The organism is Gelidibacter algens (assembly GCF_001678675.1).
Classification (GTDB): domain Bacteria; phylum Bacteroidota; class Bacteroidia; order Flavobacteriales; family Flavobacteriaceae; genus Gelidibacter; species Gelidibacter algens.
Genome location: NZ_LZRN01000004.1, coordinates 1 through 20,279 on the forward strand (window position 1 = coordinate 1; position 20,279 = coordinate 20,279).

The following is a 20,279-nucleotide window of genomic DNA, read 5'->3' on the forward strand; positions in this document are numbered from 1 at the left end:
GTCTTTTTTGTTTTATTAGATGCCTATTTCAACCTGAAACCGTAAATACCAATTCTCTTTGTTGGTGTTATCAAAATATTTTAAATCAGTTTTAGTCACTTCAGCCTGAAGTTTTAACGAATGTTCCCAAATGTATTTAGTGACGCCAAGCGTGTATTGGTTGGTTTGAGGTATTAAGTTTTCAATATTCTGATGGGGTGTTTGATGAGAAAACCTGCCAATAAGTTCATAATCGTTTTCAAATAAATAACTTAACTGCGTATCAAATCCGTCGCCTACAAATACAAACTGGGTCTCGGTAATGTCATCAGGATTGACCGTAAGAGGATCATCAGCCATCCGTTTCATATATGCTGTTTGAAAAGCCCATCCATCGTATTTAACAATAGCATCCAATAGGAGCGATTTCATATCGCGTCTTTCAAAAAGCTCATCTCCGAGCGTACCTTGCGTTCTTCGTGCATTTTCGTTGTAATGATAAACACCGGAAACCATGAGCTTAGGTGTATCCTCACGTTTTATATCACCTTCAAATAGGGTGCCATTGCTTTTAAATGATCCAAAAGGGAAAAGTTCCAATCTGCCAGTAAATGCTAAACCGTTGTCAGGATCTTGCGTCCAATTTCGACCTTCACCAGTGCTTATTGCGGTTTTGACGTTATATGAGAATTTATGGTCCAGTTCATTTAAATAATAGACTTGCAATCCAAAATCGCGATCAATATTAAAACGTGCATTGTTGATAGACCGATCTGTTAATTGCAAAGCACCAGAGGAATTGATACGTTGTCTGTTGCCAGGAAGTTTAGTTTGTCCAAAACCAATATTCCAGTGCTCGCTGGGTCTGTAAAAAACTATTGCGTCCCTAATAATATTGATATTATCACCATTTTCTATAATTCCAACATCGTTAGGAGAAAATGACAATTGAATGACATAAATTATTTTAGGGTCTCCAACATAACCATCAAAACGTAAACGCAATCGCCTTATCAAGGCTTCATAAGCAGGATCAGCATCTTCCTTGTTAATGTAAGTTAGTCTGTTTTGCATTCTAAAACGAATGTTCAACTTAAAAATGCTGTCTGGCGATGTTATTCCCAAACCTTTGCCATAACTGTAATAGGGTAGGGCAGACAATTTAATGTCATTGTTATCTTGCCCCAGAAAGGTGCTGCAGTATCCTAGAAACAGAAAAATACATAAGAGGTTTTTCATTATATTTATTTTGGCCCTAAATGTACTAACTAAATTATTGATTTGTAAATTTGCAAAAAAAATAGATGGCAGAGATTTATATTGGTTTCGAATTTAAAGTGCAACCACTTCAACCAGGAACAGAAATTCTTATTGCAGAATTGGGCTATGCAGGTTTTGAAAGTTTTGTAGAAACTGAAACAGGTGTTACTGCTTATATCCAAAAGGAAGAATGGAATGACGCTATTTTAGATGATATCTATATTTTGGGTTCAGATGAATTTGAGATTTCTTATACGTTTGAAGACATTGAACAGACCAATTGGAATGAAGAATGGGAAAAGAATTTCAATCCTATTATTGTTGATGACGTCTGTTCCGTGAGAGCGCCATTTCATCCAAAACCAGAAACAGCATACGATATCATCATAGAACCTAAAATGAGCTTTGGCACTGGGCATCATGAAACCACACATATGATGATTCAACATATTCTGAAAAATGATTTTAAAGAGAAATCAGTATTAGATATGGGATGCGGAACTGGTGTTTTGGCCATTCTTGCAGAAATGAAAGGCGCCAAACCTATTGATGCCATTGATTATGACAATTGGTGTTACTTGAACAGTTTAGAGAATGTTGAACGCAATAATTGCGAACATATCACTGTTTTGGAAGGCGATGCGAGTTTGTTGAACACTCAAAAATACGATACTATTATTGCAAATATCAACCGAAATATTCTATTGAATGATATGGGAGCTTACGCAAAATGTCTGAACGCTAATGGGACGCTTTTCTTAAGCGGATTTTATGTTGATGATATTCCCGCCATTCAAGAAGAATGCAATAAACACGGGTTGACCTACGTTGAAAGATTAGAAAAAAACAAATGGGTTGCTCTAAAATTCGTAAATTAGCTGGAAGCTGGAAGGTAGAGGCTAGAAGCTAGAAGCTAGAAGATAGAAGCTAGAGGCTGGAAGGTGGATGCCCCAATTACTATAATTTTCAACTGCAGATTGATACCTGCACAGACTAAAAAAAAAGATGAGTACGAAAGAGAAAATTCAAGAAGACCTTCTCGTTGATACCCAAGAACAAAACCTGAACGAGATTGTATTGTATAATGATGATGTCAATACGTTTGACTATGTCATCGATACGTTGATCTATGCCTGTGACCATACGCCTGAGCAAGCGGAACAATGTTCAATATTAGTGCATTATAAAGGAAAATGCACTGTGAAAACAGGGTCTTATGATGAGCTTGAACCACGTTGTTCAAAACTTTTACAAGCTGGATTGAGTGCGGAGATTGTTTAAAAATGCATTCACTTAAATAAAAGACCTCACAAATTTTAATTGTGAGGTCTTTTATATTTAATAATTTGCGATTCAGTTTTTGAATAATGCGTTACAATGTTGACGGACAGACAAATTCCGTAGTCAACATATCCGTTTCCTTAATGGCTGCAAATCCGCCAGCTACATCCACCAACTTATCAAAGCCTCTAGCTTTTAAAATGGATGCCGCAATTACAGAGCGATACCCACCAGCACAATGAATATGATAAGTTTTGGTGCTGTCAATATGAGTCATATGTTCATTGATAAAATCTAAAGCAAAATGTTGTGCGTCTTCTAAGTGAGAAGCTATATATTCGCCATCTTTTCTTACATCAAGAATGTTAATGGACTCTGATTTTACTTTCTCTGCAAAAGTTTCCGCAGAAATGGATTCTAAGGTCGCAACGTCCTTACCCGAGGCCTTCCAAGCGTCAATACCACCTTCTAAATAGCCCAAAGTATTATCATAGCCTACACGAGACAAACGTGTCAAGGCCTCTTCACTTTTACCTTCGGGAACCACAAGTATTAAAGGCTGCTTCAAATCAGTGATCAAAGCGCCAACCCAAGGGGCAAATTGACCATTCAGACCAATAAAAATAGAATTAGGAATATGGCCTTCAATAAAATCGCTGTGCGTTCTGACATCCAAAACCAAAGCCTCCTCATAGTTCGCCATTCCTTCAAAATCTTGCGGATTCAACGGCACATTTCCTGTTTCTAAAACCTGATCAAAAGCATCATATCCTGTTTTGTTCAGCATCGCATTTTTAGCAAAATACTGCGGTGGCGGTGGCATGCTGTCTAAAACCTCTTTGACGAATTCGGCCTTAGTCATATCAGCGCGAAGGGCATAATTGGTTTTCTTTTGATCTCCAATGGTACCAACAGTTTCTTTACTCAAATTTTTTCCGCAGGCGGAACCAGCACCATGTGCTGGATACACAATTACTTCATCGGCCAAAGTCATAATTTTGGTACGGAGTGAATCGTATAGCATTCCGGCTAAATCTTCCTTGGTCAAATCTGATTTAATGGCCAAATCAGGTCGGCCCACATCACCTAAAAATAAGGTGTCTCCTGAGAAAATCGCATGATTGTTGCCATGCTCATCGATCAATAAAAAAGTCGTCGATTCTAAGGTATGTCCGGGCGTATGTAGCGCTTTGATAGTGATTTTTCCAATATTGAACTCCTCACCATCTATAGCAGTATGGCTGTAATATGAGGTTTCAGCTCCGGGACCATAAACAATAGTGGCGCCAGTTTTGTTGGCCAAATCAACATGTCCCGAAACAAAATCGGCATGAAAATGGGTTTCAAACACATATTTTATTTTTGCTCCTGCTGCGTTAGCTTTATCGATGTAAGGTTGGATTTCGCGTAAAGGATCAATAATGGCAACTTCGCCTTCAGATTCAATATAGTAAGCACCCTGCGCCAAACAACCTGTATAAATTTGATTTATTATCATGACAATTTATTTTTTTATTCCCTTGAAGACGGGCGACTTATTTTTAAATATTAGTACTTCAAAGATATAACTCTTCAAAGTTAGTTTTATGACACTTGTCACCCTAAACGAACATCTCTCTATAGATAATATAAAGAGCGACCACTAGTGTAAACCATCCAAATCCACGTTTTAATTTGGTGCCACTTATAAATTTTGATGCATACACGCCAATGATAATTCCGACAATGGAGATAGCTGTAAAAATCAGTAAAAAGGACCATTCGATAGCTCTATGTTGTAGGTCGCCAGTAAAACCTACCAAGGAGTTGATTGAAATAATAAATAACGAAGTACCAATGGCATTTTTCATTGGTAATTTGGCCAACAATACCAAAGCGGGAATGATTAAAAATCCGCCTCCTGCACCAACAATTCCAGTAAGCAAACCCACAACGATCCCGATAAGAACCAAGTAGGGAATATTGATCGTGGCCTTGAAGCTTAAGTTTGCACTGTCGTTTTCTGAACGGATCATTGACAAGGAGGCCACAAACATGATAATCGAAAAGAAAATCATAATAAACACATCTTTGGTAATAGGTGATTCGTCAACGAAAAAAACCGGATCAGGAATAGCAGGTACAAGATATCGACGGGTGATATAAACCACCGTAAAGGCAGGAATAGCAAAAATGATTGCCGTTTTTACATCCACCAATTTTTTTCTGAAATTTTGAATGGTGCCGATTACTGAGGTGCTTCCTACCACAAATAATGAATACGCTGTAGCAGTTACAGGATTTATGCCAATAAGATACACCATTATGGGTACTGTAATTATAGAGCCACCACCTCCTGAGAGTCCTAATACCAGACCAACTACGAAAGCGCCAACATAGCCTAAAATTTCAATTAACTCCATTTAATGTGGCAATTTTTCTTTTAGTACCCCATAAACATAGGTACCCAAGACAGCTGCTAAAATAACTATAAGCATCGCGAAAGCACCAGTGCCAACCAAGATATACATGGGGCCAGGACAAGCACCAGACAATGCCCAGCCTAATCCGAAAAGCGTACCTCCTAAAATATAACGTACCAAACCTTTTTCTTTGTCGGGCACGCTCATAAAACCACCTTCAATGTTTTTGAACTTGAATTTTTTTGTACTTAAGAGTAAAAGTATTCCCGTAATAACAGCAGTTCCTATAATGCCATACATATGAAACGATTCAAAACGGAACATTTCATAAATACGATACCATGAAACGGCTTCTGATTTTACGAGAACAATACCAAAGATGACACCGACGACTAAAAATTTTATAAATTTCATCTGTAAATATTAATTATTATTTAAATGTTGGATGCAATGTCCAAGTTTACTGTTTTGTTAATTTACGATTTGCGAATGGACATTTCATGTTATCCAAAAATTAAAGGGAACATTAAATGAACCATGATCAATCCGCCCATAAAAAAACCGATGACGGCAATTAATGATGGCAGTTGCAAACTACTTAATCCTGTAATGGCGTGACCAGAAGTACAGCCTCCGGCATAACGTGTTCCAAAGCCTACAAGAAATCCGCCACTACTTAAAATGGCCAATCCTTTCAAACTAAAAACAGCATTCCAACTAAACAATTCAGCCGGTAATAAGGATTTGCCGGCGTTTTCAAAGCCCAATTGTGAGAGCTGTGCAATTGTGTCAGGATTTAGATCAATATCTATTGGATTGGATAGTAAAAAATGAGCAATAAAACCGCCAATTACCGCGCCTAAAACCACTGTAAGATTCCATTTCTGGGATTTCCAATCGAAGTCAAAGAATTTGGTTTTTTTTCCAGCACCTGCAATGGTGCAAAACGTTTTTAAGTTTGAAGACATTCCAAAGGTTTTCCCAAAATAAATAAGAGCAAACATGATAAATGCTAGCAATGGACCTGAAACGTACCAAGGCCAAGGTTGTAAAATGTATTCCATTATATTCAATTTTTTACAAATGTAAGCGTAGTAAACAAGTTGGTTAGTAATAGTTGTTACTTAAAAATCAAGAACCTCAATTTTATTGCGGCTCAATAAGATTTTGTGTTCATTTTCCAATTGCTTCAGCAATCTAGAAATAACCACTCTCGATGTATTCAAATCTTCAGCAATGTCCTGATGTGTTTTCGAAATCGTGGTGGAAGCATTCAATTTAACCTGATCTGTTAAATATTTAAGGAGGCGTTTGTCCATTTTCATGAACGCCAAAGTGTCAATAGTTTCGAGCATTTCATTAAAACGGATTTGATAGCTGTTTAAAATAAAATTTCGCCAGCTCTCACTGTTATGGAACCATTCCGTCATTTTGTGGTTGGGAATCATGATAACACTAGAATCTTTGTCAGCGACCGCCCTAATCTTGCTTTTGGATTTTGCCATGCAACAGGTTAGTGACATAGAACAAGTGTCGCCAATTTCCAGAACATATAATAATAGTTCGCTACCGTTTTTGTCTTCACGTAGCACTTTGATGTTGCCCTCTAACAGCAATGGCACATGCGTAAGTTCTTGTCCAATATCCGAGATAATATCATCTTTTTTGAAATGTTTGATACTACCATAATGAGCTATGTTCTTGATAAGAGATATATCAAATTGATATTTGAATTGCTCTAGTAAATGTTCTTTAATCATACTTCAAAAATAAACATTTACAAATTTGAAATAAATTGTTTGGTGGTTTTTTAATAAAAGTGTTATATTTGCAGCCACTTTAAAAGGCCTCGTGGCGCAACTGAATAGCGCACTTGATTACGGCTCAAGAGGTTACTGGTTTGAATCCAGTCGAGGTCACTCAAGGCTTTATGAAAAAGCAACAAAACCGCGCAAATCCTAGGATTTGCGCGGTTTCTTGTTTTTTGGGAATTCATATAATTTGATGTTTTATGGTAGCTTATGGTAGCTATTCGGTCAGTTCCGATTATAAATGGTAGCTTTAGCTACCACGAAGGGATTCAACATAAGGTTGAATATTGGTTATTATTTTAAGTTTGATTTGACTTTCGCGATGATTCAAGTTTAATTTAAAACCAAAGTTATGCGTACTTAAAAAACATTTTCCATTCAATTTTGGATGGATACAAAGAAATCCAAGAATGGAGAGGGTCTCATTTATGCCAGAATTAATGTAGATCAAAAAAGATTGAGCATTAGTCTCAAAAGAAAGTTGGCCATGGAGCAATGGGATTTCAAAACCCAAAAAACATCAAGGCACTTCACGGACCGCTAAAGAGTTTAATCGCTATTTAGATTTATCCAAATCCAAGCTCTTTAGGTGTTATCAAGAGCTGCGTGACAACGGAGAGGAAGTAACCAGCAAAGCCATCAAGAATCTCTTTTTAAATGAAAGCTCAAATGGCCATACACTTCAAGAGCTTATAGATTATCATTCAAACAAAATTGAAAACACCCATGCGATTGGGTCTATTAGAAACTTCAAAGTAACTGAAGGTTATATTGATCGTTTTTTAAAGAAGAAACGACTTATGGATATTTCTTTATCAGGTTTGAATTTTGAGTTTCTGTGTGATTTTGAAAACTTTCTCAATGCCTACTACCCAAAAGGCCATCCAAAGGCAATGAGTCATAATACGGTGACCAAACACGTTCAAAGATTCCGAAAAATAGTAACACTTGCATACAATCTTGAATGGATGAAAGATGATCCCTTCCGTAGATGGAAATCATCGTTTGACAAAGTAGATAGAGAGTTTTTGTCTGACAACGAACTTTCTAAATTGGCAAGCCATCATTTTAATATTGACAGCTTGGACCGTGTACGGGATCTTTTTGTTTTCGGCTGCTACACGGGTATTTCGTTTGTTGACATTAAGAATTTGACAAATAAAAATGTTTGGATAGGCGATGATGAAGGCAATAAATGGATAACCACTGTCAGACAAAAAACAAATACTAAAATCAAGATTCCATTATTATTTCGTGCTGAACAGATCCTGAATAAATATGAAAGACATCCAGTTACTCAAGTATCAGGTACACTTTTGCCTTCCATAACCAATGAGAAGGCAAATCTTTATCTTAAAGAAATTGCTACTGAGGTTGGAATTGAAAAAAATCTGACTTTTCACATGGCACGTCACACCTTTGCAACGACGGTCGCACTAAGTAACGGAATGCCCATTGAAACTGTTTCTAAAATATTGGGACATTCAAAAATTACCACCACTCAAATTTATGCTCGTGTAATGGATCATAAAATAAAGTCCGATATGGATGCCGTTCAAAAAAGGCTTAATGAAAAAGCGAGGCAACTTGAAGAGGAAAAAGAACTTATTCATTTACGGGAAAAAATTATAGCGGCAGAAAAGATAAATTATTCCCTTATGACAAAGGAAGAGCTTCTTAAGAGGTTGAATGTGCTTAATGAATAGTCCTAATTGTGATTAATAATTATGCCTCCAAAGAATTCAATCTTTTACTATGTGTAATTGCAGATATAAATAGTAATGGCCTTGTGATTATACGTAATAACATATAATTTGAAGTATCTGTATACCGTTATATTTAATTGCATATAATGAAAGAGTTGTCAGAGTTTGAGAAAGGGCGGAGAAAAGAGGTCGGTCTGACCCAAGAAGAGTTTGCAGATAGAGTAGGAGTGGCATTAACGGTAATCAGAAAAATAGAGCAGAATAACACTAATTTGAACCTTGATAAGGTAAATCAAGTTTTAAAGATGTTTGGACATAAATTGGTGCCTGTCAGTTTAAAAGATAAGAAAGAAGGTTAGACAAGCTAAAATCTTATATGACACTATCTTTTGTGTAATGTAAACGGAACGGACAGTTACAAAGTGTTTTTGGGTAGGCAATTAAGGATCATTAAATTTGGCTTTTTAATATTGATAACAGGTTTTAGACATTAGGTTGTAGAATGTTAATATCTTGTTGCTTAATTTTTAAATAATATTAATAGTATCTCCTCAAAACAGTTAAATTTGTTTTAAAAATAAACTTACAGGTTGATTTAATGAAAATAATTAATACATTTGCAATAGTAAAAGAGAGTTTATATTCAGTTCAATATGATACTGAAGTGTTAAACGAATTTGCAAAATGTTTTGAATTATGGAATGATCCCATCTATTTAAGAGAGTTTTTCGAACAGCATAAGGAGGATTTAGACAATGAGTTTTGGAATGGCTTATCAATTGAAGAAGCTATTAAAAAAACAAAAGAAGACGCTAGACTTTTCGAAGAAGAATTGTTATACATAGCAGAATCAGGAAAAACTGAAAGACTTGAAACATTATCTACGTTATTTGAACCCTTATCAAAAGGAGTTATCAATGAGAATCTGGAAAAAGACAAAGCCAAAGGAATGAAAAGGCATAGTTGGCTTCGGGTTTATGCAATAAGAATTGAAGCCAATCTATTTGTTGTTAGCGGTGGGGCAATTAAACTTACACCCACAATGAATGAAAGAAACCATTTAATTTTAGAATTAAGCAATTGAGTTACACACTTACGTGCTGTTTTATTACTTGTTGATATATCGGTTTTTTGGCGACCATTCTTTCAATGGTTTTGTGAAAAATGGTTTCTTTGAACTGTGACCTGTTTATCCTAAAACAGAACTCATCGAAATATCTCTGTACATGCCATTTGCTTACATGTGTTGGAATTGCCCTCAACCAAGATTTCAGCTGCATTATAACAATATGCATTTCCTTGAAGTTCTTGCCGCCTGCACTGTATTTCTGTTCAATATTATAGTCTTTCATCAACGGTGCATACCCTCGCCATTTATCTGTTACCACTTTGGCGGTCGTACTGATATGCTCTTCGAAGATTGGCGTCAGGGATCTCGCTGAATAATCCTCGATCGATCTTACGTAGACCCTTTTGATTTTGTGCTTTTTGTCTAGCTCCACCGCTATCACTGCCTTTTTCTTCTTGGAGTCATAGCTCCGGCCCTGTTTGCCCTCTTCTTTTCCACCAACCGTGAATTCATCCACATGGACAATTTCCGACAATGGATATTGCTGGCTGCTCTGCATGGCTATCCTCACCTTCTGCATAAAATACCAGGCAGTTCCCTGTCGGACATCGAAGCGCTTCCCCATCTGGACACTTGACACGCTCTTCGTGCTGGTGGCCATCTCGAACACGATGCAGAATGCCTTATGGAGCCCGAACTTAACTTTGTGGAACAATGTATTTGCCGTGGAGCTCTCCACATGCTGACAGTTATAACATTGATAGGTGTATCCCGCTTTTGCACATCCTTTGGTGTGTCCACATTTCATACATTTAAAACCATCCTGCCATTTTATTTTAGCCAAATAAGCCTTGCAGGAATCATCATCCGGCAATTCTTTTACAAAGTTCAGTATATTTTGACCCTTAAACACATCCATAATCATTATATTTATTGGGCGCAAGATACAGAACTTAAATGATTAACTCAATTATTTTAATTAAATGTAATACTGGACGAGAACAAGCTGAATATTTTTTTTTAACGGTTGTTCCATTTTTTTTTTTACCGTAAAGATCTCATTTTTAGAATCTAAATTGCCTCCCCATAAGACTTATGAAATAATTACTTAAAAATTCACCACACTATCCAAAGCATCATCTGCTTCTCTATATATAAAATTTGCTTGATAATTTAGCGTTGTCTTTAAGTCACTGTGCCTGTAAAGCTTTTGCAACATTAGCGGGTGAACTGTGTCCCCGGCGATATTTCCAAATGAATGTCTGGCAATATGCATAGTGAGTTTTTTAGTTATGCTAGCTTTTCTTGCAATGGATTTTAAATTCACATTAAACTTTCTGTTTGCTGTTTTAAGCTTATTGTAAACGTCCTTCGCATCCCTAAGGTTTGCTTTTTTTAGTTCAGGAAACAGGAAATCATTAGTATCCTTTCTATCGTTTCTATATAGGTTTATGATATCTAATGCCTTTACAGGAATTTTCATAGAAATTAACTTGGAGTTTTTATGCATTCTATATTGGAGTCGATTATCATTAATATCAGACCATCGTATCTTAAGAACATCGGAAACTCTCATCCCTGCAAAATTGAAACTAAATAGCCAAACATTACGTGTATGCAGTTCAACAATTGTTAGATTTTTAAGGCCTTCAATATTTTGTATTTCTTGTATATTCAATCCAATTTTATTTGATTCTGGAAACTTGATCCTTATTTTATCACCTCCAAATGGATATAGTTCTCTTACTACTATTTTTAGTTTAATGGCCCTATTATATAGTAATCGCATCAGCACCATAATGTTCATGACAGATGTTTCAGATAATTTATGAGATGATTTTAGATATATAATTAACTTCTTTAAAAATCGTTCATCAATTTCTTGGAAAGTGAGATGTTTGGATTTATAAAATTTTAGAACATATCCTATCCATGCCTTATCACAGGACAGCCTATTCAGTTTTTCTGAGCATTCTAAATCTTCGAGATGCTCCTCTGCCAATTCAAAGAATGTTAAGTTCTTATCAGAATGATAAATATCTTTTTTAATCTGATTTGCAGAGGCATCTTTATGTTCAGATTGAAGAGATATCAATGCTTTATTGACTCCTGAGAGTTGAGTAGATAATAAACTATTGAGATGTTCTGAATTAGGATGGGATTTTTTAACAATGAGGTTTCTCTTGTCCCACTCTTCCAATTCTATATAGTGACCCATATATTGAAAGGTTGAACGACGGTTTTTCGTAATTCGAATGGCAAGTGGATATAAGCCTTCTTTATTAGGCTTTTTGCGCAGAACTATTTTTGCATTTGAAGACATAATTGACCTGTTTTGAGTACGAAAGTCAACTCAGGTACAACATAGGTACAACATTCTATTCTGAATGTATTTTCTGCCTATGAATTACCTCAAAGATACGAATTTATTGGTCTTTACAGGTACAACATAGGTACAACAAATGCTGAAATCAATTGATATTAGATGATATCAAGGAAAATTAAAAATCATGTAAATCATTGAAAATGAGTAACTTTAATACTTTTTAGGCAAATGTACGCTAGACTTAGGATCTAGTGCCGCGAGGTGTGGGAGTTCGAGTCTCCCCACCTGTACAGAAATCAAAGCTTCTCTTTTTAGGGAAGCTTTTTTATTTTATTTAAACATTGTAAAATACATCCCTCTTTGGCATCAAGACAGATTTGTTTATCAAAGTACCACTTCTGCCAAACGTTTCTAAATCCTCTTCTTTTTGAACAAAGATGTTATTTTCCATTTGTCCCTGATTCAATCTAAGATTAAGTTTCATAAACAAACAGTTGTAACTAGAAAGAATGGTAGCGCCAATAGTGCCAATTTAAAGCAATGAAATAGAAATTAATACCATATTTAACTGAGGTCAAAATATAAAATCTGAAATTGAGAAGGTCATTCTAGACTCCATCTTACCTAAAAAAGAATGCTAGTTGATTAGAATTATCAACAAGAATTTCTGATAATTAAATTGGTTTCAATAATAATTTGTTGAGGTTCAATAGGTATGCCTTTGTTTTTGCAATCTATTTCATGAAGTACTATTTGAGCTGATTTACTACCCATCTCAAAACCGTGTTGTTCTATGGAAGACAGTGAAGGGGTAAGTACCGAAGATACAAACCAATTACTAAAACCTATTAGAGCGATTCTTTCGGGAATCTTAATGCCGTTTGCATTAAAATAATCTATGGCGCCTATTGCTAACAAATCATTAACTGTAAATATGGCATCAACATTGTCGCCGTGATCTTGAATCATCTTCTCGGCGTTGTTAAAGCCATCGGTAAAATCTGAGTTGCTATCACACATATAAACCAAAGATGAATCAAATTCAATGTCGTGATCAATTAAGGCCTTTTTATAACCTAAAAAACGATCAACCGAATTCTGCGGAATTAAGCCTCCTCTAAAATGTGCAATCCTTCTATATCCATGGTCAATGAGATAACTTACAGCTTCATAAGCTGCCTTTCTATCATCAACCTTAACTTTTGAGCAATTGATGTTTTTTGCAATTTTATCGAAAAGAACTAACGGAATACCCTGCACTCTTATTTTTTCGAGGTGGTCTAAGCATACTGTGGTGTTTGACAACGAAATCAGAATCCCATCAACCCCCTTGTTTAAAAGTAACTCGACCTGTTTTTTCTCAATTTCATAATCTTCATTTGACTGCATTAAAATGACATTGTATTTCTTTTTATCAGCTTCTTCTAGAATACCTTTTATCACGTAAGAAAAAAAGTGATGAACTGTTTCAGGGATAATAACTCCAATGGTATTTGTTCTTTGAGATCTTAAGCTCACGGCACTACTATTGGGAACATAATTAAGTTCTGTTACTAAATTCCGAACCTTTTCTTTTGTTTTTGCGCTGACATCTGGATAGTCTTTTAATGCTTTGGAAACAGTTGAGATAGATAGCCCTAATTGCTCTGCAATTTTTTTCAATGTAATGGTTTCCATTATTTTTATTCTATTGAAGTTAAACTGATTGCAAGTAGGGACATTAACAAACCCGTTTGAATTTTAAATGTTATCTTTTGATAACGTATTCTTCATTGTCAATGCCAACACCCTTAATTGTTAACGATGTCCATTGTTTGGGTAAAATTGCTCCTTTTTGAATGATGCCATCCTCAGTTAAATGCAAACCTCCAAAACCGAATAAAACAGTTTGCAACATGCCCCCGGCACCGGTCGCAAAATAAGGATCATGCCCTGTCGCGGTTTCTGATAATGCCCCAAAAGGAGGTCTTTTGTTGGGTTCGTAACTTTCTTTGAACAATCTGAAAGCGTTGTCTGCATCCCCTAATCTGGCATAGATGACGGCAAAAACCGATTTACCCATAGCTGGACCTTCTTCTGCAAGTTTCGGCTCGTAATATTTTAAATCCTTCAAAATGGTTGCTTCATCAGAAATAATATCCAAAGGGAACGTCAACAAATTGACATCTGCCTGTTTGATGCGTTCGCCTTTATATTTACTGTGCTCCATGGTTGTGCCGTCAGGAAACCTATAGATTTTTATCTTGCTGGCTACGTCAGCCCACATAGGATTTGCTGCCAATCCCAGTTCTTTTGCTGATTTTTCTGCGTAGTTAAGGGCAGTAATAGCGGCTCCGTTTGTAAAGGCGTTGTCATCTACATTGGGCGCAAATTCATTGGCCCCTACCACATTTTTAATAGAATAGGATCCATCCGCATTTAGTGTTGCTCTACTTACCCAGTAATCGGCAACCTCCTTTAGCATTGGATGGCCGCGCTCTTTAAGCCATGATTTGTCTTTGGTCACCAAGTAATAGTTCCAGAACGCTATGGCAACATCTGAGGTGATGTGGTGCTCAAACGTGCCTGTTAAGGCCCATGCTGGCGTTGCTTCTTCTCCTGTGTCGTCGCTTTCCCAAGGAAACATAGCGCCTTTATATCCAAAGTTAATGGCTTTTTGTTTGGCCTTGTCCAATCTGTCCGAACGGTAATTGACCAGAGATCGTGCAATGTCCTGATTCAATACCAATAACGGAGGAAACATCCATAACTCAGTATCCCAAAAAATATGGCCATTGTAATTTTGTGATGACAAGCCCATCGGTGCAATGCTTAAATTGGAATCGCCTCGGGCAAACGCATACAAATGGTAAAGTGCCAAACGCACATCCAATTGCGATTGTAGGTCGCCCTCTATGATAATATCACCTTCCCATAGCTGTTTCCATAACTCTGTATGTTGATTGATCAGATCGTTTTTTGGAGTGAGTAAATTGAAAATAACAAAACGTTCTGATTCCGATTGTGGGTCGTTGAAATCTTGTGTGGTACATTGTGCCGCTGTCCATGCAAAATCCAAGCTTGTCCCTTTTTTGACCGACTTGACAAAAGATAACTGGTTATTGTATTCAGAAATTTTTTCATGTACCAGGGGTGGTCTTTGGTGCTCATCGCCACTATTTAGTTGGTGCCAAACAAATGTAGCCGAGGTGCCGACCACATGTCTGCCCAATCTGCTTTTAGCAACTGTTTGAAGAATGGGCATGGTCACTTCATTGTCTTTTAAAACGCGATAGGTACTCAATGGTTCAAGGTATTCTTCGGGGGTTTCTATGATGCCGGTCACTTTAACTAAAATGTCTTTTTTTGCGGTAATTGTAAAATCGAAGTAACCTGAGTAAGGCACATTCCTTAAGGCATAAATTTTATAAGATATATCGGCCTTGTCCATGTATGTGAACGAGGTTTCAAAATAGGCCTCTTTCATATGAAGGGTTTGAGACCAATTTTTGATATTTTCAGCGGTGAGTTTTTCATTGTCAATCTCCATCTCCAAATTCCCGAAATTCATCCCTTTAAGAATCCGACTCACCCCTAAAGGGGACTCTTTGTCATACACATTGTTCAGAATAATCTGTTCCGTTTCAAAAAGTCTATCGGAGGGCAAAATACCGATACGACCATTGGCCATGGCGACACCTGTATAATTCGAATTTGTTGTGGTCTTAATGTTCCATCCCTCATTTTGTGCATGGGTGGAAATGGAGATTAAACATATTAAAAGGGATAGCGCTGTTTTCATTTTTCTGATATTTATTAGATAATTACACTAATATCATTTTTTTCTTTTCAATTAAGGGAGTAAACGGGAATTTTAGCCCGAAATACCAACGAAAACGATTTAGTAGCCTGTAGATTCTAATTTTTATAGTGTTAACATTTTTTACATAAAGTTACTGTCGCGGTCAAATTACAGGAGCCATTATTGCCCTGGTCGATTGTCTAATAATAACACTTGTTGGTATTTCAACTGTTTCTGAAGTGAACGGCTTTCCCTCTCTTTTGTGATTTAAATTTTTTAGTAAAAGTTGGAATGCGTTTCTGCCAATTTGATAACCAGGCTGATCTATAGTTGTCAAGGCGGGGGAGGTGGTTCTTGACATAAACCAGTTACTAAAGCCGATGATGGAAACTTGCTTGGGTACTTTTATTTTATCTTCCTTTAAGCGTTTTAATACACCTATTGCAACAGGATCAATAAATGCAAAAATCCCGTCAATATCGGGATGTTCGGCCATTATTTGGCCTGCAAGATTATAGCCGTCTTCAAAGGAAAGATTTTCACTGGTATAAATCAATGTTTTATTGAACGGCATATTATAGGTTTCGAGGGCGATTTTATAACCCATAAAACGGTCAATGGTAGTTTTGGGTTTTAGAGGCCCTGTGATATGGGCTATTTTTTTACAACCGGTTTTTATGAGATGCTCTGTGGCACTAAAAGCGGCTTTCCTATCATCTATAATCACCTTTGGGCAATCAATCAAATGGGTTATTTTATCAAATAGAACTACAGGCATCCCTTCATTAATGATGGTCCTAATATGATCATATTTTACAGTCTTATCCGAAAGAGAGAGCATGATGCCATCAATATTTTTATCAACAAGTAATTTTAATTGCTTAATCTCATCTTCGTAGGATTCATGAGATTGAAGTACAATAACAAGATAACCATGTTTTTCAGCTTCATTAATGGCGCCATCAATAATGCTTGAAAAAAAATGATGTACCAATTCTGGCACCAAAATTCCAATTATTTTTGTTTCACGGCTTCTCAAACTTTGGGCAAAGGCGTTGGGTGTATAATTGTGTTTTTTAGCTAATTCTTGCACCCTTATTTTAGTGTCGACATTGATGTCGGAATAATTTTTTAAAGCTTTTGAAACCGTAGAGGTTGAAATTCCTAAAATTTTCGAAATCTCTTTTAAAGTGATTTTGGACATGACGATGTGTTGAAGTTTAGTTGGGTAAAATGGCTACTACTCAAATGAAATATCTGGTACAGCTAACTGCCATTATTAACTGAGTGACGCTACGTTTGGAAACCGTTTGTGCCACCAATACAATTAACAATTGGATTTCTGATTTAGTAAACTTTAACGTGAATATATGGGATATTCTTAAATTATTAGGTTAAAACATACAAAATCACATTTACCGAAAACGTTTTCGGTAAGTTTTTAAGTTTTTTTTAACTTGTTTGTTTGCAGAGTCATAAAATATTACTGAAATTGGTTGAACTATAACGAGATAAGATCCATTATTTTACGATATCATGATTTTACAACTAAACCAATTATAAGATGAAACAAGATTTACTAAAAAAAGTCACCTGTGGCTTTTTCTTTCTTTTAGCGGGAATACTTCATTCTCAAACAATCAGTGGTATTGTATCAGATAATATGGGACCATTACCAGGGGTAAACGTACTTGTTAAAGGAACGACCAATGGGGCACAAACTAACTTTGACGGAGAATATGAATTAAACAATGTGTCTTCAGACGCCGTGTTGGTGTTTAGCTTTGTTGGTTTTAAAACGCAAGAAGTTAATGTTGAAGGACGAAGTACTATCGACGTTACTTTAGCGGAAGATGCCGCTGTGCTTGATGAGATTGTATTGATTGGTTATGGTACGACCACAATTAAGGATGCCACTGGCGCGGTGAATACTGTGACTGCTGAAGATTTCAATGGAGGGGTTATCTCTTCTCCTGAACAATTGATACAAGGTAAATCGGCTGGAGTACAAATTACTCAATCCAGTGGTGAGCCAGGTGCAGGAATTGCAGTCCGTATTCGTGGTACGTCATCTGTTAGATCTAACAATAACCCATTATTTGTTGTGGATGGAATTCCACTTTCCGATGGTGGAACTCCCGGAGGTGGCGATTTAGGAGGTGGTGGAGGATCTGCCAGAAATCCATTGAGCTTTCTCAATCCCAATGATATTGAAAGTATGACCATTTTAAAGGACGCCTCTGCTACCGCAATTTATGGTTCCAGAGGTGCAAATGGGGTCGTTATTATTACTACAAAATCTGGTAAAAAGGGAGCTGGTGGTGTTTTTGAATTTACATCAAGTCAAAGCCATTCGTCAGTGGCTAACACCTATGACTTATTGGATCGTGACCAGTATTTAGGGGCCATTGATCAATTTGGAGGTGATGCAGCGGCTGTGGATTTTGGCTCCAATACTAATTGGCAAAATGTTATTTTTAGGGAGGTGCTCAGTACTGACAACTCTTTGTCTTATGCCAATAATTATGGTCCGGGGTATGTTAGGGCTTCATTTGGTTATGTAAATCAACAAGGGGTTTTAGAAAACTCATCCCAAGAGAGAATTACCGGAAGGGTGAACGCGTCGCATAAATTTTTCGATGAAAAATTAAAAATAGATGCGAACTTATCCTATTCAAGAGTCAATGACGAATCGCCATTTGTTACAAGTACTTCTGGGTCACAAGGGGATTTGCTGGGCGCAACCTATTTTGCGAATCCTACATGGCCTAACAGTATTGGCTTTACAAGTGGTGATGGAAAACTGAATCCAGCCCAACTATTGGAATATTATCAGGATTTAGCAAAGACAAATAGAGCTTTATTGAACGTATCTGCTGAATATTCTATCTTGGATAACCTACAAGCTAAAGTTAATCTAGGCTATGACGAATCTAAGAGCGATCGAACTCAAATTTTAACTGCTGATGTGGATGGTTTCAATAATGGTACACCGGGCAATGGTAGGGGCATATTACAAGCGGTCAATGTGGAAAATAAATTAATGGATCTTACCTTAAATTATACCAAGGACTTTGAGAATTCAAATCTTGAAGTATTAGTCGGGTACTCCTTCCAAAGTTTTCAAAACTATGGATCGACGATTAATGGATTTGGATTAAACTCTCGGGATTTTAATCGAGCTGTATCGAATCTACAAAATTCGGCTAAAATTATCGGAAATTCCATCGATGTGCCATACCAACAATTTGGATTCAGCTCCAATGGACTTTTCATCAACCAGATCGTTCCAGAGATCAATAGCAATGTGTCTCTCTCAGCACCCGGTGGAATAACTGTTAACTCGATAACTGGAGATTTATACGACAATACTGATGAGTTGCAATCTTTGTTTACAAGATTAAATTATAAAATTGCAGACAAATATTTGTTCACGTTTACCTTGCGTGCTGATGGCTCTACCCGTTTTGGGCCTAACAATCAATATGGTTTCTTCCCCTCTGGTGCGTTCGCTTGGAAATTGCAGGAAGAAGATTTTATTCCGGAGGCATTTTCAACACTTAAATTACGTTTGGGTTATGGAATCGTGGGTAATCAAGATGGTCTTGGATATGGAAATTTTGTAAGAAGACAACGTTTTGGTGGCGCTGGTATCGGCAATGGCGGTGAGGTCAATCCAAGCGGTTTTTCTTTGGTAGCTTTTGCCAATCCAGATTTGAAATGGGAATCAACAGCACAAGCGGGCATAGGTTTTGATTTTGGTTTTTTCAATGAACGATTGAATGGGTCCATTGATGTCTACCACAAAACTACTACCGATCTTTTATTGCAACAGGAAGCGGCCCAACCAACTCCTCAACCTTTTGTGTTTGGAAATCTTGACGCTAAAGTGATCAACAAAGGAATTGAATTTGCCATAAATTATGATGTGATTCAACAGGAGGATATGACTTGGAATGTTGGCTTTAATATCGCTTACAATAAAAATGAAGTTCAGGATTTTGACGGCTTGATTCAGACTGGTGCAATCAATGGAAATGGATTGACTGGCGCCTATGCGCAATTATTGGCAGAAGGTCAACCCTTATTTTCCTATTACTTAAGAGAATTTGGAGGCTATGATGCCAATGGAATTTCCATTTATCCAAATGGTGATAGACAGCAGTTTGTAGGTAAAAGTGCACTACCTGATTATACATTGGGCATCTCTACAAGCTTTACATATAAAAGATTTAACTTCAACGCCTTTTTGACAGGACAGTATGGGCAATATATTTATAATAATACCGCCAACGCGTTTTTTACGGCGGGTATTATCAATTCTGGACAGAATGTGACTACCGATGTGTTGACAAATGGAGAATCTCCTTTAAATGCACCTGATGTGTCTACACGGTTTTTAGAAAAAGGTGATTTTTTAAGATTACAGAATGCATCTTTAGGTTATAATGTGCCAATTACGGGAACTGGTTTCTTTAAAACCTTTCGTTTGTCGTTAACCGGCCAGAATCTTTTTGTGATTACTCCTTATTCAGGATTGGATCCAGAGGTAGATACACCAAAATCACTTAATAACATTCCGTCTTCAGGAATTGATTATACAAGTTATCCAAGAGCGAAAACCTATACTTTCGGAATTAATGCAACTTTTTAAAAATATATGA

The 20,279-nt window shown here is 36.7% G+C and carries 19 protein-coding genes and 1 tRNA gene; 8 read left to right on the plus strand and 12 right to left on the minus strand.

The genetic code is table 11. The features are described 5' to 3' along the window. Positions 1-15: 15 nt before the first annotated feature. Positions 16-1,218: a porin gene (locus A9996_RS02585; RefSeq protein ID WP_066430559.1), complete on the minus strand. Its 1,203-nt coding sequence runs from the start codon at positions 1,216-1,218 to the stop codon at positions 16-18. A gap of 65 nt (positions 1,219-1,283) precedes the next feature. Here A9996_RS02585 and prmA point away from each other — a divergent pair, with 65 nt between their 5' ends. After that, on the plus strand, positions 1,284-2,117 hold the full coding sequence (prmA, locus tag A9996_RS02590; protein WP_066430566.1) for a 50S ribosomal protein L11 methyltransferase: 834 nt from the start codon (positions 1,284-1,286) through the stop codon (positions 2,115-2,117). 127 nt (positions 2,118-2,244) lie between these two features. Beyond that, the gene (locus tag A9996_RS02595) at positions 2,245-2,520 is read left to right on the plus strand and encodes an ATP-dependent Clp protease adaptor ClpS (RefSeq protein WP_066430567.1); all 276 of its coding nucleotides are present in this window, start codon (positions 2,245-2,247) and stop codon (positions 2,518-2,520) included. A gap of 91 nt (positions 2,521-2,611) precedes the next feature. Here the strand turns inward: A9996_RS02595 and A9996_RS02600 are convergent, their stop codons facing one another. The 5 genes from A9996_RS02600 to A9996_RS02620 all read right to left on the minus strand — a co-directional run bounded on the left by A9996_RS02600 (position 2,612) and on the right by A9996_RS02620 (position 6,682). Further along, on the minus strand, positions 2,612-4,018 hold the full coding sequence (locus A9996_RS02600) for an MBL fold metallo-hydrolase (protein ID WP_066430568.1): 1,407 nt from the start codon (positions 4,016-4,018) through the stop codon (positions 2,612-2,614). 103 nt (positions 4,019-4,121) lie between these two features. Then, complete coding sequence (locus A9996_RS02605) at positions 4,122-4,922, minus strand: sulfite exporter TauE/SafE family protein (protein WP_066430573.1); 801 nt, start codon at positions 4,920-4,922, stop codon at positions 4,122-4,124. Further along, positions 4,923-5,336, minus strand: coding sequence for a DUF6691 family protein (locus A9996_RS02610; protein ID WP_066430574.1), 414 nt, complete (start codon positions 5,334-5,336; stop codon positions 4,923-4,925). Positions 5,337-5,425: 89 nt separating this feature from the next. Further along, complete coding sequence (locus tag A9996_RS02615; protein WP_066430578.1) at positions 5,426-5,986, minus strand: YeeE/YedE family protein; 561 nt, start codon at positions 5,984-5,986, stop codon at positions 5,426-5,428. A 60-nt stretch (positions 5,987-6,046) separates the two neighbouring features. Beyond that, complete coding sequence (locus tag A9996_RS02620) at positions 6,047-6,682, minus strand: Crp/Fnr family transcriptional regulator (RefSeq protein WP_066430581.1); 636 nt, start codon at positions 6,680-6,682, stop codon at positions 6,047-6,049. 85 nt (positions 6,683-6,767) lie between these two features. On the opposite strand from A9996_RS02620, the gene A9996_RS02625 reads away from it, so the two are divergent. From A9996_RS02625 to A9996_RS02640, 5 genes are all read left to right on the plus strand, one after another. Then, a tRNA-Arg gene (locus A9996_RS02625) sits at positions 6,768-6,841 on the plus strand. 280 nt (positions 6,842-7,121) lie between these two features. Next, positions 7,122-7,277, plus strand: a complete 156-nt coding sequence (locus A9996_RS20380; protein WP_248912307.1) for an Arm DNA-binding domain-containing protein — start codon at positions 7,122-7,124, stop codon at positions 7,275-7,277. Between the two features lie 196 nt (positions 7,278-7,473). Next, positions 7,474-8,439, plus strand: coding sequence for a site-specific integrase (locus A9996_RS02630; protein WP_248912311.1), 966 nt, complete (start codon positions 7,474-7,476; stop codon positions 8,437-8,439). Positions 8,440-8,585: 146 nt separating this feature from the next. Further along, positions 8,586-8,798, plus strand: coding sequence for a helix-turn-helix domain-containing protein (locus A9996_RS02635; RefSeq protein ID WP_066430584.1), 213 nt, complete (start codon positions 8,586-8,588; stop codon positions 8,796-8,798). A gap of 239 nt (positions 8,799-9,037) precedes the next feature. Next, a complete protein-coding gene (locus A9996_RS02640; protein WP_066430585.1) occupies positions 9,038-9,523 on the plus strand; it encodes a hypothetical protein in 486 nt (161 codons plus the stop codon). 1 nt (position 9,524) lies between these two features. On the opposite strand, the gene A9996_RS02645 is transcribed toward A9996_RS02640, so the two are convergent. The 6 genes from A9996_RS02645 to A9996_RS02665 all read right to left on the minus strand — a co-directional run bounded on the left by A9996_RS02645 (position 9,525) and on the right by A9996_RS02665 (position 16,819). Further along, on the minus strand, positions 9,525-10,427 hold the full coding sequence (locus A9996_RS02645) for an IS1595-like element ISGal1 family transposase (RefSeq protein ID WP_066430526.1): 903 nt from the start codon (positions 10,425-10,427) through the stop codon (positions 9,525-9,527). Positions 10,428-10,616: 189 nt separating this feature from the next. Next, entirely contained in the window at positions 10,617-11,831 is a 1,215-nt protein-coding gene (locus A9996_RS02650) for a site-specific integrase (RefSeq protein ID WP_066430586.1), read from the minus strand. A gap of 337 nt (positions 11,832-12,168) precedes the next feature. Beyond that, the gene (locus A9996_RS20195) at positions 12,169-12,318 is read right to left on the minus strand and encodes a hypothetical protein (RefSeq protein WP_157487177.1); all 150 of its coding nucleotides are present in this window, start codon (positions 12,316-12,318) and stop codon (positions 12,169-12,171) included. A gap of 170 nt (positions 12,319-12,488) precedes the next feature. Next, positions 12,489-13,511 (minus strand): LacI family DNA-binding transcriptional regulator, encoded by a 1,023-nt coding sequence (locus A9996_RS02655; RefSeq protein ID WP_066430588.1) that lies wholly within the window; start codon positions 13,509-13,511, stop codon positions 12,489-12,491. Between the two features lie 70 nt (positions 13,512-13,581). Beyond that, a complete protein-coding gene (locus tag A9996_RS02660) occupies positions 13,582-15,615 on the minus strand; it encodes a kojibiose hydrolase (RefSeq protein ID WP_066430590.1) in 2,034 nt (677 codons plus the stop codon). Positions 15,616-15,778: 163 nt separating this feature from the next. Continuing rightward, entirely contained in the window at positions 15,779-16,819 is a 1,041-nt protein-coding gene (locus A9996_RS02665; RefSeq protein WP_066430592.1) for a LacI family DNA-binding transcriptional regulator, read from the minus strand. Positions 16,820-17,179: 360 nt separating this feature from the next. Between A9996_RS02665 and A9996_RS02670 the strand changes: the two genes are divergently transcribed. After that, complete coding sequence (locus A9996_RS02670; RefSeq protein WP_066430594.1) at positions 17,180-20,269, plus strand: SusC/RagA family TonB-linked outer membrane protein; 3,090 nt, start codon at positions 17,180-17,182, stop codon at positions 20,267-20,269. The last annotated feature ends 10 nt before the right edge of the window (positions 20,270-20,279 follow it).

What these genes read in the sequence shown, in the direction of transcription:
- A9996_RS02650 (WP_066430586.1), bottom strand. Translation starts at nt 11,831, where the DNA reads ATGTCTTCAAATGCAAAAATAGTTCTGCGCAAAAAGCCTAATAAAGAA.
- A9996_RS02645 (WP_066430526.1), bottom strand. Translation starts at nt 10,427, where the DNA reads ATGGATGTGTTTAAGGGTCAAAATATACTGAACTTTGTAAAAGAATTG.
- A9996_RS02640 (WP_066430585.1), top strand. Translation starts at nt 9,038, where the DNA reads ATGAAAATAATTAATACATTTGCAATAGTAAAAGAGAGTTTATATTCA.
- A9996_RS02665 (WP_066430592.1), bottom strand. Translation starts at nt 16,819, where the DNA reads ATGTCCAAAATCACTTTAAAAGAGATTTCGAAAATTTTAGGAATTTCA.
- A9996_RS02605 (WP_066430573.1), bottom strand. Translation starts at nt 4,922, where the DNA reads ATGGAGTTAATTGAAATTTTAGGCTATGTTGGCGCTTTCGTAGTTGGT.
- prmA (WP_066430566.1), top strand. Translation starts at nt 1,284, where the DNA reads ATGGCAGAGATTTATATTGGTTTCGAATTTAAAGTGCAACCACTTCAA.
- A9996_RS02635 (WP_066430584.1), top strand. Translation starts at nt 8,586, where the DNA reads ATGAAAGAGTTGTCAGAGTTTGAGAAAGGGCGGAGAAAAGAGGTCGGT.
- A9996_RS02655 (WP_066430588.1), bottom strand. Translation starts at nt 13,511, where the DNA reads ATGGAAACCATTACATTGAAAAAAATTGCAGAGCAATTAGGGCTATCT.
- A9996_RS20195 (WP_157487177.1), bottom strand. Translation starts at nt 12,318, where the DNA reads ATGAAACTTAATCTTAGATTGAATCAGGGACAAATGGAAAATAACATC.
- A9996_RS02620 (WP_066430581.1), bottom strand. Translation starts at nt 6,682, where the DNA reads ATGATTAAAGAACATTTACTAGAGCAATTCAAATATCAATTTGATATA.
- A9996_RS02670 (WP_066430594.1), top strand. Translation starts at nt 17,180, where the DNA reads ATGAAACAAGATTTACTAAAAAAAGTCACCTGTGGCTTTTTCTTTCTT.
- A9996_RS02615 (WP_066430578.1), bottom strand. Translation starts at nt 5,986, where the DNA reads ATGGAATACATTTTACAACCTTGGCCTTGGTACGTTTCAGGTCCATTG.
- A9996_RS02600 (WP_066430568.1), bottom strand. Translation starts at nt 4,018, where the DNA reads ATGATAATAAATCAAATTTATACAGGTTGTTTGGCGCAGGGTGCTTAC.
- A9996_RS20380 (WP_248912307.1), top strand. Translation starts at nt 7,122, where the DNA reads ATGGATACAAAGAAATCCAAGAATGGAGAGGGTCTCATTTATGCCAGA.
- A9996_RS02610 (WP_066430574.1), bottom strand. Translation starts at nt 5,336, where the DNA reads ATGAAATTTATAAAATTTTTAGTCGTCGGTGTCATCTTTGGTATTGTT.
- A9996_RS02585 (WP_066430559.1), bottom strand. Translation starts at nt 1,218, where the DNA reads ATGAAAAACCTCTTATGTATTTTTCTGTTTCTAGGATACTGCAGCACC.
- A9996_RS02595 (WP_066430567.1), top strand. Translation starts at nt 2,245, where the DNA reads ATGAGTACGAAAGAGAAAATTCAAGAAGACCTTCTCGTTGATACCCAA.
- A9996_RS02660 (WP_066430590.1), bottom strand. Translation starts at nt 15,615, where the DNA reads ATGAAAACAGCGCTATCCCTTTTAATATGTTTAATCTCCATTTCCACC.